General features: G+C 72.6%; 8 protein-coding genes. 7 read left to right on the forward strand and 1 reads right to left on the reverse strand.

Annotated features, from left to right (window positions below; all coding sequences use genetic code 11):
• Window positions 1-254 precede the first annotated feature (254 nt).
• Window positions 255-2,420, reverse strand: coding sequence for a RecQ family ATP-dependent DNA helicase (locus tag ACZ4MF_RS32025; protein ID WP_467495648.1), 2,166 nt, complete (start codon window positions 2,418-2,420; stop codon window positions 255-257).
• A 143-nt stretch (window positions 2,421-2,563) separates the two neighbouring features.
• Here ACZ4MF_RS32025 and ACZ4MF_RS32030 point away from each other — a divergent pair, with 143 nt between their 5' ends.
• The 7 genes from ACZ4MF_RS32030 (at window position 2,564) to ACZ4MF_RS32060 (ending at window position 14,425) form a co-directional block, all read left to right on the forward strand.
• Window positions 2,564-4,117, forward strand: a complete 1,554-nt coding sequence (locus tag ACZ4MF_RS32030; RefSeq protein WP_467495650.1) for a DUF4192 domain-containing protein — start codon at window positions 2,564-2,566, stop codon at window positions 4,115-4,117.
• A gap of 725 nt (window positions 4,118-4,842) precedes the next feature.
• Entirely contained in the window at window positions 4,843-6,792 is a 1,950-nt protein-coding gene (locus tag ACZ4MF_RS32035) for a glycogen debranching N-terminal domain-containing protein (RefSeq protein ID WP_467495720.1), read from the forward strand.
• A 129-nt stretch (window positions 6,793-6,921) separates the two neighbouring features.
• Window positions 6,922-7,680: an NUDIX hydrolase gene (locus tag ACZ4MF_RS32040; protein ID WP_356021399.1), complete on the forward strand. Its 759-nt coding sequence runs from the start codon at window positions 6,922-6,924 to the stop codon at window positions 7,678-7,680.
• A gap of 158 nt (window positions 7,681-7,838) precedes the next feature.
• Window positions 7,839-10,391 carry an ABC transporter ATP-binding protein gene (locus ACZ4MF_RS32045; protein WP_467495652.1) on the forward strand — a complete coding sequence of 851 codons (2,553 nt, stop codon included), beginning with the start codon at window positions 7,839-7,841 and terminating at the stop codon, window positions 10,389-10,391.
• A gap of 162 nt (window positions 10,392-10,553) precedes the next feature.
• Entirely contained in the window at window positions 10,554-11,441 is an 888-nt protein-coding gene (locus ACZ4MF_RS32050; RefSeq protein WP_356021403.1) for a FadR/GntR family transcriptional regulator, read from the forward strand.
• 458 nt (window positions 11,442-11,899) lie between these two features.
• On the forward strand, window positions 11,900-13,441 hold the full coding sequence (locus ACZ4MF_RS32055; protein WP_467495655.1) for an RNA polymerase sigma factor: 1,542 nt from the start codon (window positions 11,900-11,902) through the stop codon (window positions 13,439-13,441).
• A gap of 123 nt (window positions 13,442-13,564) precedes the next feature.
• On the forward strand, window positions 13,565-14,425 hold the full coding sequence (locus ACZ4MF_RS32060) for a serine protease (protein ID WP_467495657.1): 861 nt from the start codon (window positions 13,565-13,567) through the stop codon (window positions 14,423-14,425).
• Window positions 14,426-14,582: the final 157 nt, after the last annotated feature.

Raw genomic sequence — 14,582 nt, forward strand, 5'->3', positions numbered from 1 at the left:
GCTACGCGCCCATACTGCGGGCGAGGTCGGATTCGGGGGCGCGCACCGCAGCAAAGCCCAACCGGATCACGGGCGAGCCGTGCGGGGAGCGGACCTCAATTCTTCCTGTCGAACTGGGATGCGGCAACGAGCAATTGGGGCCACCGACGGTTATCTACGGGTGTGTGGCTTATATCCTTACCCAAAGGTTCGTCAGCGCACGCCTGGGGTGTCCGACCGGGGTGCCGGTCGGCCCGCCACGGTCGGACACGGGGTCAGCCCTGGACGGCCAGGACCAGCGGCAATACCCCTCGGGCACCGGACTGTCTGAGCAGGCGCGCCGCGACCGCCAGGGTCCAGCCCGTCTCGGTGAAGTCGTCGACCAGCAGAACCGGCCCGTCGGCCTCGGCGAGCGCCGACGAGAGAGCGGGCGGCACGGTCAGCGAGCCGTCGAGAGCCTTCAGCCGCTGCGCGCTGTTGCTGCGCGGCACCCGCGGCGCGTCCTCGGCGTACGCCACGGAGCCGAGCAGGGGCAGCCGGCCGATCTCGGCGATCCGGGCGCCCAGAGAGTGGACCAACCGGGGCCGGGTCCGCGAGGCCACGGTGACGACGCCCACCGGCCTGGGCTGGGCGTCGGCCGCCCCGGGGGCCCAGCCGCCGGGGCCCTTCGCCCAGTCCGCCAGGACGCCCACCACGGCCCGCGCCACGTCGTCCGGCACGGCGGCGTCCGGCGTTTGCGGGGCGAGGAGCGGCCGCAGCCGATTGCCCCAGCCGATGTCCGACAATCGGCCCAGCGCGCGACCCGATGAGGCCTGTTCACCGGCCGGAATACGCCCCTTGAGCGCGATGCCGATGGCCGGCAGGCCGGTCGGCCACATGCGACGGGGCTCCACCTCGACCCCGGCACGGCCGAGGTCGCTCCGGGCGGCGTCCACCGCAGCGGTGGACGTGTCGGCGGTGAAGCGCGGCCCCGCGCAGTTGTCGCAGCGGCCGCAGGGTTTGGCGCCCTCGTCGTCCAGCTGGCGCTGCAAGTACTCCATCCGGCATGCGGCGGTGGACGCGTAGGCCCGCATCGCCTGCTGCTCGGCCGTGCGCTGCCGAGCCACCCAGTCGTACCGCTCGGTGTCGTACGACCAGGGCTCCCCGGTCGCGACCCAGCCGCCCTTGACGCGGTGGACCGCCCCGTCCACGTCGAGGACCTTCAGCATGGTCTCCAGCCGGGAACGGCGCAGCTCGACCAGCGGTTCCAGGGCGGGCAGGGACAGTGGTCCGTCGGCCCGGGCGAGGACGTCCAGGGTGCGCCGGACCAGTTCCTCGGAAGGGAAGGCGAGCGAGGCGAAGTACTGCCAGATCGCTTCGTCCTCCTTGCCCGGCAGCAGCAGCACCTCGGCGTGCTCGACACCACGGCCGGCCCGGCCGACCTGCTGGTAGTAGGCGATGGGGGAGGAGGGGGAGCCGAGGTGAACCACGAAACCGAGGTCCGGTTTGTCGAAGCCCATGCCGAGTGCGGAGGTGGCGACGAGCGCCTTGACCCGGTTGGCGAGCAGATCGTCCTCCGCCTGCTGCCGTTCGGCGTTCTCCGTCTTTCCCGTGTACGAGGCGACGGTGTGACCGCGCTGTCGCAGGAAGGCGGTGACCTCCTCCGCCGCTGCGACCGTGAGCGTGTAGATGATGCCGGAGCCCGGCAGGTCGCCGAGATGGTCGGCGAGCCAGGCCATCCGGTGCGCGGCGTCCGGCAGCCGCAGCACTCCGAGGCTGAGGCTCTCCCGGTCCAGCGGGCCACGCAGCACCAGGGCGTCCGACGTGCCGCCCGTGCCGAGCTGGTCGGCGACATCCGCGGTCACCCGCGCGTTGGCCGTGGCGGTGGTGGCCAGCACGGGCACGCCGGGCGGCAGCTCGCCCAGCATGGTGCGCAGCCGGCGGTAGTCGGGACGGAAGTCGTGACCCCAGTCGGAGATGCAGTGGGCCTCGTCCACGACCAGCAGGCCCGTCGCCGCGGACAGCTTGGGCAGGACCTGGTCACGGAAGTCCGGGTTGTTCAGCCGCTCCGGGCTGACGAGCAGGACATCGACCTCACCGGACGCGATCTCGGCCTGCACGGCGTCCCACTCCTCGGTGTTCGCGGAGTTGATCGTCCGGGCGTGGATACCGGCCCGGGCCGCGGCCTCCACCTGATTGCGCATGAGCGCGAGCAGGGGCGAGACGATCACCGTGGGCCCGCTGCCTCTGCCCCGCAGCAGCGAGGTCGCCACGAAATACACCGCGGACTTGCCCCATCCCGTGCGCTGCACGACCAGGGCCCGGCGCCGGTCGGCGACCAGCGCCTCGATCGCCCGCCACTGATCCTCGCGCAGCCGGGCCCCGCCCGTGGCATCCCCGACGAGCCGGGCGAGGACGGCGTCCGCCTCTGCCCGGAGATCCGCGTTGCTCGTGTGCTCCATGGGCTCCATACAACAGGACGGGACCGACAATCGGGCGGGCCCGGGTCGGGGCCTGTGGGCAATCGCCATGGACTTGTCGTGTCCCTGATTCGACTTATCCACAGGCGCAAGCGGGATTTCGGGATCCGCGAGATCGTCTCCGCATGACGAATCACGGCGAAACCACGGGACCGTTCGAAAACAATGACATCTCCGGACATAATCCGTTCTCCGGACTGTCCGCGCCCGACACCCACGTCACTCTGCGCACCCCGGCCGAGCTGGCCGACGCCCTGCCCTACCTGCTCGGATACCGACCGGAGGACAGCATGGTGCTGGTCGCCCTCCACGACCGCGAAGGCGGCGGCCGGTTCGGCGGCCGGGCCCGGCTCGGCATTCCCGCGAACGAGGAGGACTGGGAGGCGGCCGCCCGGCAGCTGGCCCAGGGCCTGGTCAAGGGCAGCGAGCGGCGGGGCTCCCGCCCGGAGCAGATGGTGGCCTACGTCTGCCAGGAGCCGGCGCCGGGCGAGTCCGGGCGGGACGTCAGGCGCCGGCTCGAACGGCTGGCCCAGTTGCTGCGCACCCAGTGCGGCGACCTGGACGTGCCGGTCGTCGAGGCACTGTGCATCGCGGACGGCCGTTACTGGTCGTACTGCTGCCCGGTCGAGGGCTGCTGCCCCGAGGACGGCTCGCCGATGGGCCTGCCCGGCACCTCGGTCCTGGCCGCGGCGGCCACCTATGCCGGCATCCAAGTGCGCGGCACCCTCAGGGAGTTGCGGGTCAGGCTCCAGCCCTGGGAGACCTCCGCGGTCCTGGAGCAGGAGGCCGCGCTGGACGCGGCGGGCATGATCCTGGTGCCCCGCATCCTCGACGAGACGTCCCGTCCGGAGGTGGCCGAGGAGACCCTCGCCCTGGCCGAGCGCATCATGCGCCGCTTCGCCGCGGCGGCGCCCGTGTCGGGCACGCATCCGGCGGACGTCCGCGACGACGGCCTGCTGGCACATGACGAGGCGGCGACGGTCATCCTCGGACTCCAGGACCGCACGACCCGTGACCGGGCCGCGGCCTGGATGGAGGGTGCGGAGGCCGGTCCTGCTCTCCGGCTCTGGCGTGCCCTGGCTCGCCGCTGCGTCGGCCCCTACGGTGAGCACGCCGCGGCCCCGCTGACCCTGGCCGGCTGGGTCGCCTGGTCGACGGGGGACGAACTGGAGGCCCGCGAGGCCCTCGCCATGGCCCTGGGCGCGGATCCCGACTACCTCTTCGCCCGCCTGCTGCACCAGGCCTGCAACGAAGGGCTCGACCCCGAGGCGATCCGCCGCTGTCTGCGCAGGGAGCGCACGGGGCCTGCGCCGGCCGAGGCCGCGCAGCAGCCGCATGAGGCAGTGGATTCGGCCACCGGCGGGCTCCCGGCCGTCGACGGCGGCACGTCCGGAGCATGTGCGCAGACGGAGGAACAGGTGGCGGGACCGGCGTCCGGAACGGGCGCGCGCCGAAGGCGCCGTGTGCGGTCCCTGGACGGAGGCGACAGCCGCCGGGCGGCCCGGGCGGCAGGTGCAGGACGGCGCCCGACCGATTCGCGCTCCGGACCGTCGGCAGCCGACCCCTTGCGGCCGGCCTCGCGCGGTCCCGGCGGCGCGCGCAAGCGTGCGTCGGACCAGAGCACGACCAGCGCCACCTCCTCGGTGGGCGACCTCCGCGAGCCCGAGGGGGACGGATGAACGCCCCGGCGCCGGACACGCGGGCCTGCGCGGCGAAACCTCGCGGTGCACCGGCGGCAACGGCGACACGGGGGCGTGCGCTCCCGGAACCCGCGCGTGAACCTGCCGCACCGGGGCCCGGCCGTGTCCCGCCCGGCGTCTCCGGCATGCCGCCGTGGCGCGGCATCCCTCCTGTGCCGCCTGGCCGGCCTGGTGCACCGGCCTCACCCGGAGCTCTGGGGGCTCCTGGGACACAGGCGGGCGTACCGCGCACCCGATGCTGGCGCAGGATCACGGCCCTGTCGAGCGGCGCCTTCGCCGTTGTGCAGCACCGCGATCCGGCCGGGCTCCCCGGGGCGGGCCGTGACCCGGGAGCGGCGCTCTCCGTTCACCTGAGTGGCGGAACGCCCGAACGCACTCCACCGCCGCACGACCGATGTCCCCCGGGGCGCCTCACCGGCCGCCCAGCGCGTCCCTGGCACACCGAGAGCAGAAGAAGCCAATCCATGCATCAGCAGCCGACCCCGTTCTTCGCCACCGCCGAGCGACCGGCGAGGGACGGGCCCGCACGGTTCCGGCCGGGCAGCGCCGTCATGACAGCGGTGGAGACCCTTGGCGTACGACCGCCGTCCCTGGATTCCCGGCCGGCCCTTCCCGCTGACGCAGGCGCACCCTCCCGCGCTCCACACCCGGCCCGTCGGCCTGCCGCGCTCCCGTCGCCCCGCACGGCGACAAGCAGCCGCCCGATATCCGAACTGCCGCCCACCCACGCCGCGTTGATCTGTGTCGCCCTGCCCGGCCTCGCCATCTCGGGTGAGCTGGGACAGCTGACGGGCCGGGGGCTGGACGGGTTCTACCGAGGCGGGCGGCGGCTGCTCTCGCGGTGTCAGGTCCGCGTGGCCGGACGTGAACCACTCGCCGTGCAGGCCAGGATGACCGGGGCCGACAGTGCCCGCTTCGTCGCGACGCTCCGGGCTTCCCCGGCGGCGGGCCCCGATCCGGATGTCGTCGTCGAACGAACACGCCGCGCCGAGGGAACAGAACGGATCACCGTCCGCAACGCCAGCATGCGACCACTGAGGCTCCCCGTCGAGATCGCCCTCGGCACGGATCTCGCCGAACTCGGTGCCATCGCCTCCGGCAGGACGGGCCCCCAACTCCCTGCCACGGTCCGCGACTCGGGTCTGCGGTGGGCCACGGCCGATGCCGCTGCCAGCGTCACCGCCGACCCGCCCCCTTCCGACGTCCTGGCGTCCGCCGGACTGCTGCGCTGGGAACTGCAACTGCCACCGGGTGGGACGGCGACCGTGGAACTGCGGATACGGCTCGACGGCGCGGGCGCCTTGAGGGCCGCGGGACAGACCACGACCAGCCCGATCGCCTGCGCCCGGGCGACCGGCGACGACCCCCGGGTGGCCCCGCTGCTCGACGCGGCCGTCGCCGACCTCCAGGCCCTTCTCGTGCGTGACACCGTCCACCCTTCCGACACCTATCTCGCGGCGGGCGCGCCCTGGCGCTGCGGGATGGCGCCCGCCGAGGCGCTCGCCGCCGCTCGTATGGCCCTGCCTCTCGGCACCCGGCTCGCCGCGGGAACACTGCGTGCCCTGGCCCGCACGCAACTCCCGGGCGACGACGCACGGGCCGGCATGATCCCCGGGCCGCGACGCGACGCCGGCCCTCTCCTCCCGCCGGGCTGTACGGGAACGGAGGCCACGCTGCTCTTCCCCGTCCTGCTCGCCGAGGCCCGCCGCTGGGGACTGCCCGACAGAGAGACCAGGGAACTGCTGCCCGCCGCCGAACGCTGCCTCACCTGGCTGCGGACCACGACCCGCGACCAGTCCTACCTCCCCGATCCGCAGCCAACGGGTCCGGTCCGCTGCGAAACGCAGGCCCACGCGCACCGTGCGGCCCTGCTGGGCGCCGACCTCCTCGACGCCTACGACCGGCCGGGCGCCACCGAGTTGCGCCAGTGGGCGCAGGCTCTGCAGGCAGCCTTCCGGACCGGCTTCTGGGTCGAGGACCACGGTGGCGGACGTCCGGCCGCGGCCCTGGCGCCGGACGGCCGTCCCGTGCCGCACCTGGGCTCGGCCGCCGCCCACCTGCTCGACACCGGCCTGCTCGGTTCCGGCCGGCTCGCCCCGGGCCTCCTCGACCAGGTGCAGACCGAACAGCTCGCCCGGTTGCTCGGCACGCCCGCCATGGATGCGGGCTGGGGGCTGCGCGGTCTCGGCGTCAAGGAGATTGGACACAACCCGTTCGGCCATCGGAGTGGAGCCGTCCGGGTTCACGAGACCGCCGTCGCCGTCACCGGACTGGCTGCCGCCGGCTATGAGAGGGAAGCCGCCGGTCTGCTGAGAGGCCTGCTGGAGGCGGCGGAACACTTCGGGCACCGGCTGCCGGAGATGTTCGGCGGCGAACAGCGCGCCGCCGGGAGTGCTCCCCTTCCGCACCCCGCCGCCTGCCGGCCGGCGGCCACCGCAGCGGCTTCCGCGATCATGGTGCTCACCGCTCTCGCGGGTGTCCGCCCCGACGCCCCGGCCCGTACGGTCACCCTGAGCCCCGTGCGCAGCGCGCCGCTCGGCGAACTCGGTCTCACCGGGCTGCGCCTCGCCGGCGCGCCCTTCGCCGTACGCATCAGCCGGCTGGGCCTCGCCATGGTCGAGGAGGCGGCGGACGGCCTGCAACTGGGAGTGTGACCTCGTACGACGAGACCGAGCGAAGAAAGGGAGCCGGCCCTGCGCCCCATAACGGAACGAAGCGGAACCACCACCGATGCGACCGACGAAGGGAGTGTTTATCGTCAGGCAGACGACTATGATCGCCGCATGCCCTACGACCCGTCAGCCTTTCCGCCCTTCGCCGTCACCGTGGACCTGGTCGTGCTGACCGTGCGCCGTCATGCGCTGTGCGCGCTGGCGGTACGCAGGGGCGAGCCCCCCTTCCAGGGGCGCTGGGCGCTGCCGGGCGGGTTCGTGCGGGCCGACGAGGACCTGTCCCAGGCGGCGGCGCGCGAACTCGAGGAGGAGACCGGGTTGACGGCGCACGACCCCGCGGTCCCGGCCCGGGACAACGGAGCTCACCTCGAGCAGCTCGCCACCTACGGCGACCCCAAGCGGGACCCGCGCATGCGGGTGGTCAGCGTCGCGCACCTCGCGCTCGCGCCCGACCTGCCGGCCCCGCGCGCGGGGGGCGACGCCAGCAACGCGCGCTGGGCACCGGTCGAGGAACTGCTTCAGCGGGGTGGCTACGGACGCGACGGCGAGCCGGTGGCGCCGCTCGCCTTCGACCATGCCCAGATCCTCGCCGACGGGGTGGAGCGGGCCCGGTCCAAGATCGAGTACTCCTCGCTGGCCACCGCGTTCTGCCCGCCGGAGTTCACTGTGGGTGAGCTGCGCCGGGTGTACGAGGCGGTGTGGGCGGTGGCGCTCGATCCCCGCAATTTCCACCGAAAGGTCACCGGCACGCCCGGATTCCTCGTTCCCACGGGAGGGACGACCACGCGCCAGGGCGGCCGGCCGGCGCAGCTCTTCCGGGCCGGCGGGGCCACTCTCCTCAACCCGCCCATGCTGCGCCCCGAGATCTGAGGCGTACGGCGGTCGGCCGGACGGCGGAGAGGCCGGGTGCCGACACCGGGCTCTGGTTGCGGCGAACGGCGGACGTCGGCCGATTCAGGCGGCGCCATGTCTAGAAGCAGATCGGGTGATACCAGAAAAATCAGACATCGCAAGCTATCTTGCTTCAGGTGATCCAGGCCTTCGGACTGACCAGTAATCCCCGCAAGGCGCAGCCGCCCGCCGTCGACGACGTCTCCTTCGAAGCGCGTGCCGGAAAGGTCACCGCGCTCCTCGGATGTGCCGGCGCGGGCAAGACCACGGCGCTCAGACTGATGCTCGAACTCCAACAGGGGCGCGGCATCACCTACTTCAGAGGGCGGCCCCTGCACCGGATCGCCCACCCGTCCCGGGAGGTCGGCGTGCTCCTCGGCGATGTACCGGGGCACCCTGCCCGCTCCGTCCGCGGCCATCTTCGGATGCTCTGCGCGGCCTCGGGCGTCCCCGCGCGCCGCGCCGACGAGGTCCTCGAAGTCGTCGGCCTCGTCAACCTCCGCGAAGAGTGCCTCGGCAGGCTCTCGCGCGGCATGGACCGCCGGCTCGGCCTCGCCTGCGCGCTGCTGCCCGACCCGCACACGCTCGTCCTGGACGAGCCCGCCGCCGGCCTCTCCGCCCACGAGGCGCAGTGGTTGCACGGCATGCTGCGCGCCCACGCGCGGCAGGGCGGCACCGTGGTCTTCACCACGGCCGACGCCAAGGAGGCGGCACGCAGGGCCGACCGCGTCGTCACCCTCGACGGCGGCAGGCTCGTGGCCGACCAGGACGCCGGGGACTTCGCCCGCACCCGACTGCGCCCGCGTGTCGCCGTCCGCAGCCCCCAGGCGGGACGACTCGCGTCCCTGCTCGCCAAGGAGGCCCGTGGTGCGCGCCGGTCCGTGGAGGTCGTGCGGGAGGACGGCAACCGCCTCTCGGTGTACGGCTCCACGACCGCCGACATCGGTGAGACGGCCTTCCGCAACGGCATTCTCGTTCACCAACTCGCTGACGAAGTCGGCGACATGGGCCCGGGTGCCGGTACGGGGGCCGGCGCCGGGCCGGCGGAGGCGAGCGGGGTCGTGGCGACCGGGCCACGGGCACGCTGCGAACGCGACGAGACGGACGCCTCGGTGGTGGAGGCGCAGGCCGCGGCGCCCGGGCTGCCGACGGCGCAGTCGGGCACCTCGGCGTCAGCCCCGTCCCCGACCGGGCCGGGCTCCCCGGCACCCGGCTCGCCCGCGGCGGGCAGGGCCGCGATGGCGTTCGGCTTCTCGCCGGCCACGGCGTCGGAGGCCCAGGCGAGTGAACGGGGCTCAGTGCCGGCGGGCTTCTCGGCGGAGGGGCGGGAGTGCGCGGAAGCGGATGCGCTGACGCCGGAGCCGCGCGGGACCGGTCTCGCCTCGGGCGAGGTGGGGCGGACCGCGTCCGCGCTCGCGTCGGCAAAGCGGGTGCAGACGGCCGACGGTGAGCGACCGTCCTACGGGAACGTGCCCGACCTCCGTCCGGGGGCTGAGTGTGCGGAGGCGGCGCGGGACGCCGCGACGGAGGGCGGGCCGCCAAGAGGTGCCCTCCCGGAAGCCGGCGGGACGGCGCACGGAGCTGTGGAGTGCGGCGATGAGGACATGCGCGGCTTGGCCGAAGGAGCGGTCCCCGCAGACGTACTCGCTGGTGCCGACGGCGGCCGGAGCGCCGACGCGAAGGGCACCCACTCCGCGCGAGGCGCCCGCGCCGCGCAGGGCCGGGCCGCGGCGACTCAGGAAGCGAAGGCCGCTGGAACGAGCATCCCCGCGGCGGGCATCTCCGCACTCCGCGCCCGTCTTCCCGGTGCCAGGAATCCGGGCACCCGTCAGATCTGGGCCGATCGCGCCGCCCGTCCTGACGGCGTCCACGCCCTCGACAACCCCTCCGCCCTCCCGCCCCCCATCTCCGTCCGCTCCACCCCTGGTCCCCTCCGCCCTCTGCGCTACGAGATCCGGCGCACCATCGGAATCGGCGCCGGCTTCCTCGCCTGCGCTGCCGTGCTGGCGGTGTCCGTGCTCACCGCCGTACTGCTGGCTCGGCTCGGCCACACCTCGCAGGCACGGCTGTTCGCCGCATGGCCGCAGGAGCTGCCGCTGCCGCCCGCGGCGCTCACGGCGGGGTTGCTCGGTGCGTTGGCCTTCGGGGACGAGTTCCGCCACCCCGCCCTTGCGGCGGACCGCGGCACCGTGCCCCGTCGGCTGGGACTGCTGGCCGCCAAACTACTCGTCTCCGGAGTCACCGCGACGCTGCTCGCCTTTCTCACCCTGGGCTGCGACGCCGAGGCGCTCTACATCGTCTACGGACGGGAGCTGGCGCGAGTTCCCGCGGACTGGCTTTCGCTGGGCGTGAGTTGGTTCGGCCTCCTCATCGGCTGCGCCTGGGCAGGAGTCCTCGCGGCCGGCGTCTTCCGGTCCACCACGGGAGGCCTCGCCGTCGTACTCGCCGTACCTGTCCTCGTCGTTCCCGTCCTGCACAAGGCGATGCAGGGACCCGCCCTGCGTACGGCGGCCGGATTTCCCGGACGGTTGGGGGAGGTGTTCCTGCTCCCGTGGCCCTTCGAAGGGGAGAGGTATGCCCTCGGGCTGGCACGCGTGCTCGCTCAACCCATGGGCGGCGCACTGGTGTTGTCGCTCGCGGCGCTCCTGTGCGCGTACCTGTTCACGACGCTGCGCACCGGTTTCCGGTGAGGGATGAGCGTCCACTTTCGATCTCGCCGCGTGCACAACTCCCCTCAGAAAGCCCATTTCTTTCCGATAAGGCGTCAATTGCGATGGCGTGAGCGATCACCCTTTCGTGTGCTTTTCACCAAAGACCTCAAGGGAGTTGGAAACGGCGCCGACAAAGGTTCCGTGAGTACCCTTGCGCACACCATGATGACCGCCGCCCGCTCCACCGACTCCGGTCTGGCCGGCCCGGGCGAACTCGACCGCTACCCCTACGCCGAGGCCGCCGTGCCCGATCGCGTGGGAACACCCTCCTGGGAGGGTGCGGAACCCGAGCTGGGCCGCGTCGGCAGGCGTGCCGCGGGCAGCCGCGGACGCGGCCTGCACGGCCAACTCGTCCAACAACTGGGACAGATGATCGTCTCGGGCGACCTGGGCGCGGACCGTCCGCTGGTGCCCGAGGAGATCGGCCAGCGCTTCGAGGTGTCCCGTACCGTCGTCCGCGAGTCCCTCCGAGTCCTCGAGGCCAAGGGCCTGGTCAGCGCCCGCCCGAACGTCGGCACGCGCGTGCGTCCCGTCAGCGACTGGAACCTGCTCGATCCGGACATCATCGAATGGCGGGCCTTCGGGCCGCAGCGCGACGACCAGCGCCGGGAGCTGAGCGAACTGCGCTGGACCATCGAGCCGCTCGCCGCCCGCCTCGCCGCCGGACACGGACGGGAGGAGGTGCAGCAGCGCCTGTGCGACATGGTGGAGATCATGAGTCACGCCATGGCGCAGGGCGACGCGCTGACCTATTCGCGCGCCGACAACGAGTTCCACGGCCTGCTCATCCAGATCGCCGGCAACCGCATGCTGGAGCACCTGTCCGGGATCGTGTCCGCCGCCCTCCAGGTGTCGGGCGGCCCGGTGACGGCCTGCGACCGGCCGAACGAGGCGTCCCTCGCGCAGCACGCGCGCATCGTCGACGCTCTCGGCACCGGCGACGGCGCGGCGGCGGAGACGGCCATGCGTCAACTGCTCACGGTCCACCCCGAGGTCGAACGCGTGGTGCCCGCCCCGCGCGAGCACTGACGCAAGCGCTGATCCGTGCCATGAAGGCGATGCGCCCGCCGGTGTGCGTGTCAGCGTGCTTCTCGTGGGTCTCGTGTCGATGCCGGGCTCGGGTACCGGCCGCTGCCGGACCCCGCCGGATCCAGTGCGGATCGGCGGGGTCCGGCGGTGCGACGGGCGGCCGTGGTCGCGGGCGTGACCGGACGCGAGGGCGGCAGTGATCTCCTCTGTCCGTGTCTGACCGTTTTTGTTTGCTTACGGGGTGTGACTCGGGCCACGCGGATTGGGCGTAACACTCGTGGAAACAGCGCGATGACCTAAGAGGTGACAGCCGCGGAGGGAATACGGACGCCATGACAGGCGCTGTGCATCTTCCCGGCCCCCGCCCGCGCCGTCGGCCCATCCCCAGGCCGGTGGTCGGCTCCTGTCCGCAGTGGACGGTGCCGGAAGCCGTTTTCCAACGTTCCGAGAGGTTGTTCGTGTCGGCCAGCACATCCCGTACGCTCCCGCCGGAGATCGCCGAGTCCGTCTCTGTCATGGCTCTCATTGAGCGGGGAAAGGCTGATGGGCAGATCGCCGGCGACGATGTGCGTCGGGCCTTCGAAGCTGACCAGATTCCGGCCACTCAGTGGAAGAACGTACTGCGCAGCCTCAACCAGATCCTTGAGGAAGAGGGTGTGACGCTGATGGTCAGTGCCGCAGAGCCCAAGCGCACCCGCAAGAGCGTCGCAGCGAAGAGTCCGGCCAAGCGCACCGCCACCAAGACGGTCGCGGCGAAGACGGTGACGACGAGGAAGGCCACCGCCACCACGGCCGCCCCCGTGGCGCCCGCCGTTCCGGTCGCAGCCGATTCCGCCGAGGAAGCCGCACCCGCCAAGAAGGCCGCGGCCAAGAAGACGACCGCCAAGAAGGTGGTCGCCAAGAAGACCGTCGCGAAGAAGACGGCCGCCAAGAAGACCGCGGCCAAGAAGGACGACGCCGAGATTCTCGAGGACGAGGTTCTCGAGGACACCAAGGTGGCCGACGAGCCCGAGGGTGCCGAGAGCGCCGGCTTCGTCCTGTCCGACGAGGACGAGGACGACGCGCCCGCGCAGCAGGTCGCCGCGGCCGGCGCCACCGCCGACCCCGTCAAGGACTATCTGAAGCAGATCGGCAAGGTCCCCCTGCTCAACGCCGAGCAGGAGGTCGAGCTGGCCAAGCGCATCGAGGCGGGCCTGTTCGCCGAGGACAAGCTGGCCAACGCCGACAAGCTGGCGCCGAAGCTCAAGCGCGAGCTGGAGATCATCGCCGAGGATGGCCGGCGCGCCAAGAACCACCTCCTGGAGGCCAACCTCCGTCTGGTGGTCTCCCTGGCCAAGCGCTACACCGGCCGCGGCATGCTCTTCCTGGACCTCATCCAGGAGGGCAACCTCGGTCTGATTCGCGCGGTCGAGAAGTTCGACTACACCAAGGGCTACAAGTTCTCCACGTACGCCACCTGGTGGATCCGGCAGGCGATCACCCGCGCCATGGCCGACCAGGCCCGCACCATCCGTATCCCGGTGCACATGGTCGAGGTCATCAACAAGCTCGCGCGCGTGCAGCGCCAGATGCTCCAGGACCTGGGCCGTGAGCCCACCCCGGAGGAGCTGGCCAAGGAGCTCGACATGACCCCGGAGAAGGTCATCGAGGTCCAGAAGTACGGCCGCGAGCCCATCTCGCTGCACACCCCGCTGGGCGAGGACGGCGACAGTGAGTTCGGTGACCTCATCGAGGACTCCGAAGCCGTCGTCCCCGCCGATGCCGTCAGCTTCACGCTCCTCCAGGAGCAGCTGCACTCGGTGCTGGACACCCTGTCCGAGCGCGAGGCCGGTGTCGTCTCCATGCGGTTCGGTCTCACCGACGGTCAGCCGAAGACCCTCGACGAGATCGGCAAGGTCTACGGCGTGACGCGTGAACGCATCCGCCAGATCGAGTCCAAGACCATGTCGAAGCTGCGCCACCCGTCGCGTTCCCAGGTGCTGCGCGACTACCTCGACTAGGTCGCGTCCGTACGACACCGAAGACCCGGTTCCCCACTGCGGGAGCCGGGTCTTCGTGCTGCGCGCAACGGAGCTGTGGATCACTCTGGGTGTTCCGACATCACCCGAGAGCGAGGTTCCCTCATGCGTCCTTCCGTTGCCCGGGCCCTGGTCCGGTCGCTGGCCCTGGCGGCCGCCACAGCCGCCATACCCCTGGTCGGCACGGCCCCCGTGGCCGCTGACAGCGTCGTGGTCGGGGGGTTTCCGATCGACGTCGCACAGGCCCCGTGGACGGTCGCGCTGTCCAGCCGTGACCGGTTCGGAGGTACGCGAGCGGGTCAGTTCTGCGGCGGCGTGGCAGTCGCACGGACCACCGTGCTCACGGCGGCCCACTGCCTCGGCGAGGACGTGCTCGGGGGGCCGCCGGACGCGGTGCGCGACCTCAGGGTCATCGCGGGCCGTACGGATCTGCTGTCGGACAAGGGCGAGGAGATCGCGGTACGGGATGCCCGGGTCAACCCGGGGTACGACGCCACGACCAATGCCGGCGACTTCGCCGTCCTCACCCTCGCCAAGCCGCTGCCGCGCAGCGCGGTCGTCACCCTGGCCGGTGCGGGAGATACGGCTTACGCGCCGGGCACCGAGGCCCTCGTCTCCGGATGGGGCGACACGAGCGGCGGGGGCGCCTACGCGCGCAGGCTCCATGCGGCACGCGTACGCGTGCTGCCCGACGACGCCTGTTCCCGCGCCTATCCGGGCGGCCCGGAGGGCGCCTACCGGGCGGGCAGCATGCTCTGCGCGGGAGAGACCAAGGGTGGCCCCGACGCCTGCCAGGGCGACAGCGGAGGCCCTCTGGTGGCCTCGGGACGGCTGATCGGGCTGGTGTCCTGGGGCAGCGGCTGCGGCAGACCCGGCAGCCCCGGCGTCTACACGCGCATCTCCGAGGTCGCACGAGCGCTGGACGTGTCCTCGGGCGGCCGGGCGGGTTCCGGCGAGTCCTCTTGAGGGGTGCACCAGGCTACGAGTACGGGCGGCGGGGCCCGGGCGGGGGCCCCCGCCCCGTTACACCCGCGTGTGGCGGCGCGGGGGGGGGGGGGGGGGGGGATTAATCCCTCGTGATCGGGAGTGGTGGTGGGAGCGGTGGTCAGCCGGAGCGGCGAGT

This window comes from Streptomyces sp. NPDC025793 (assembly GCF_055558375.1).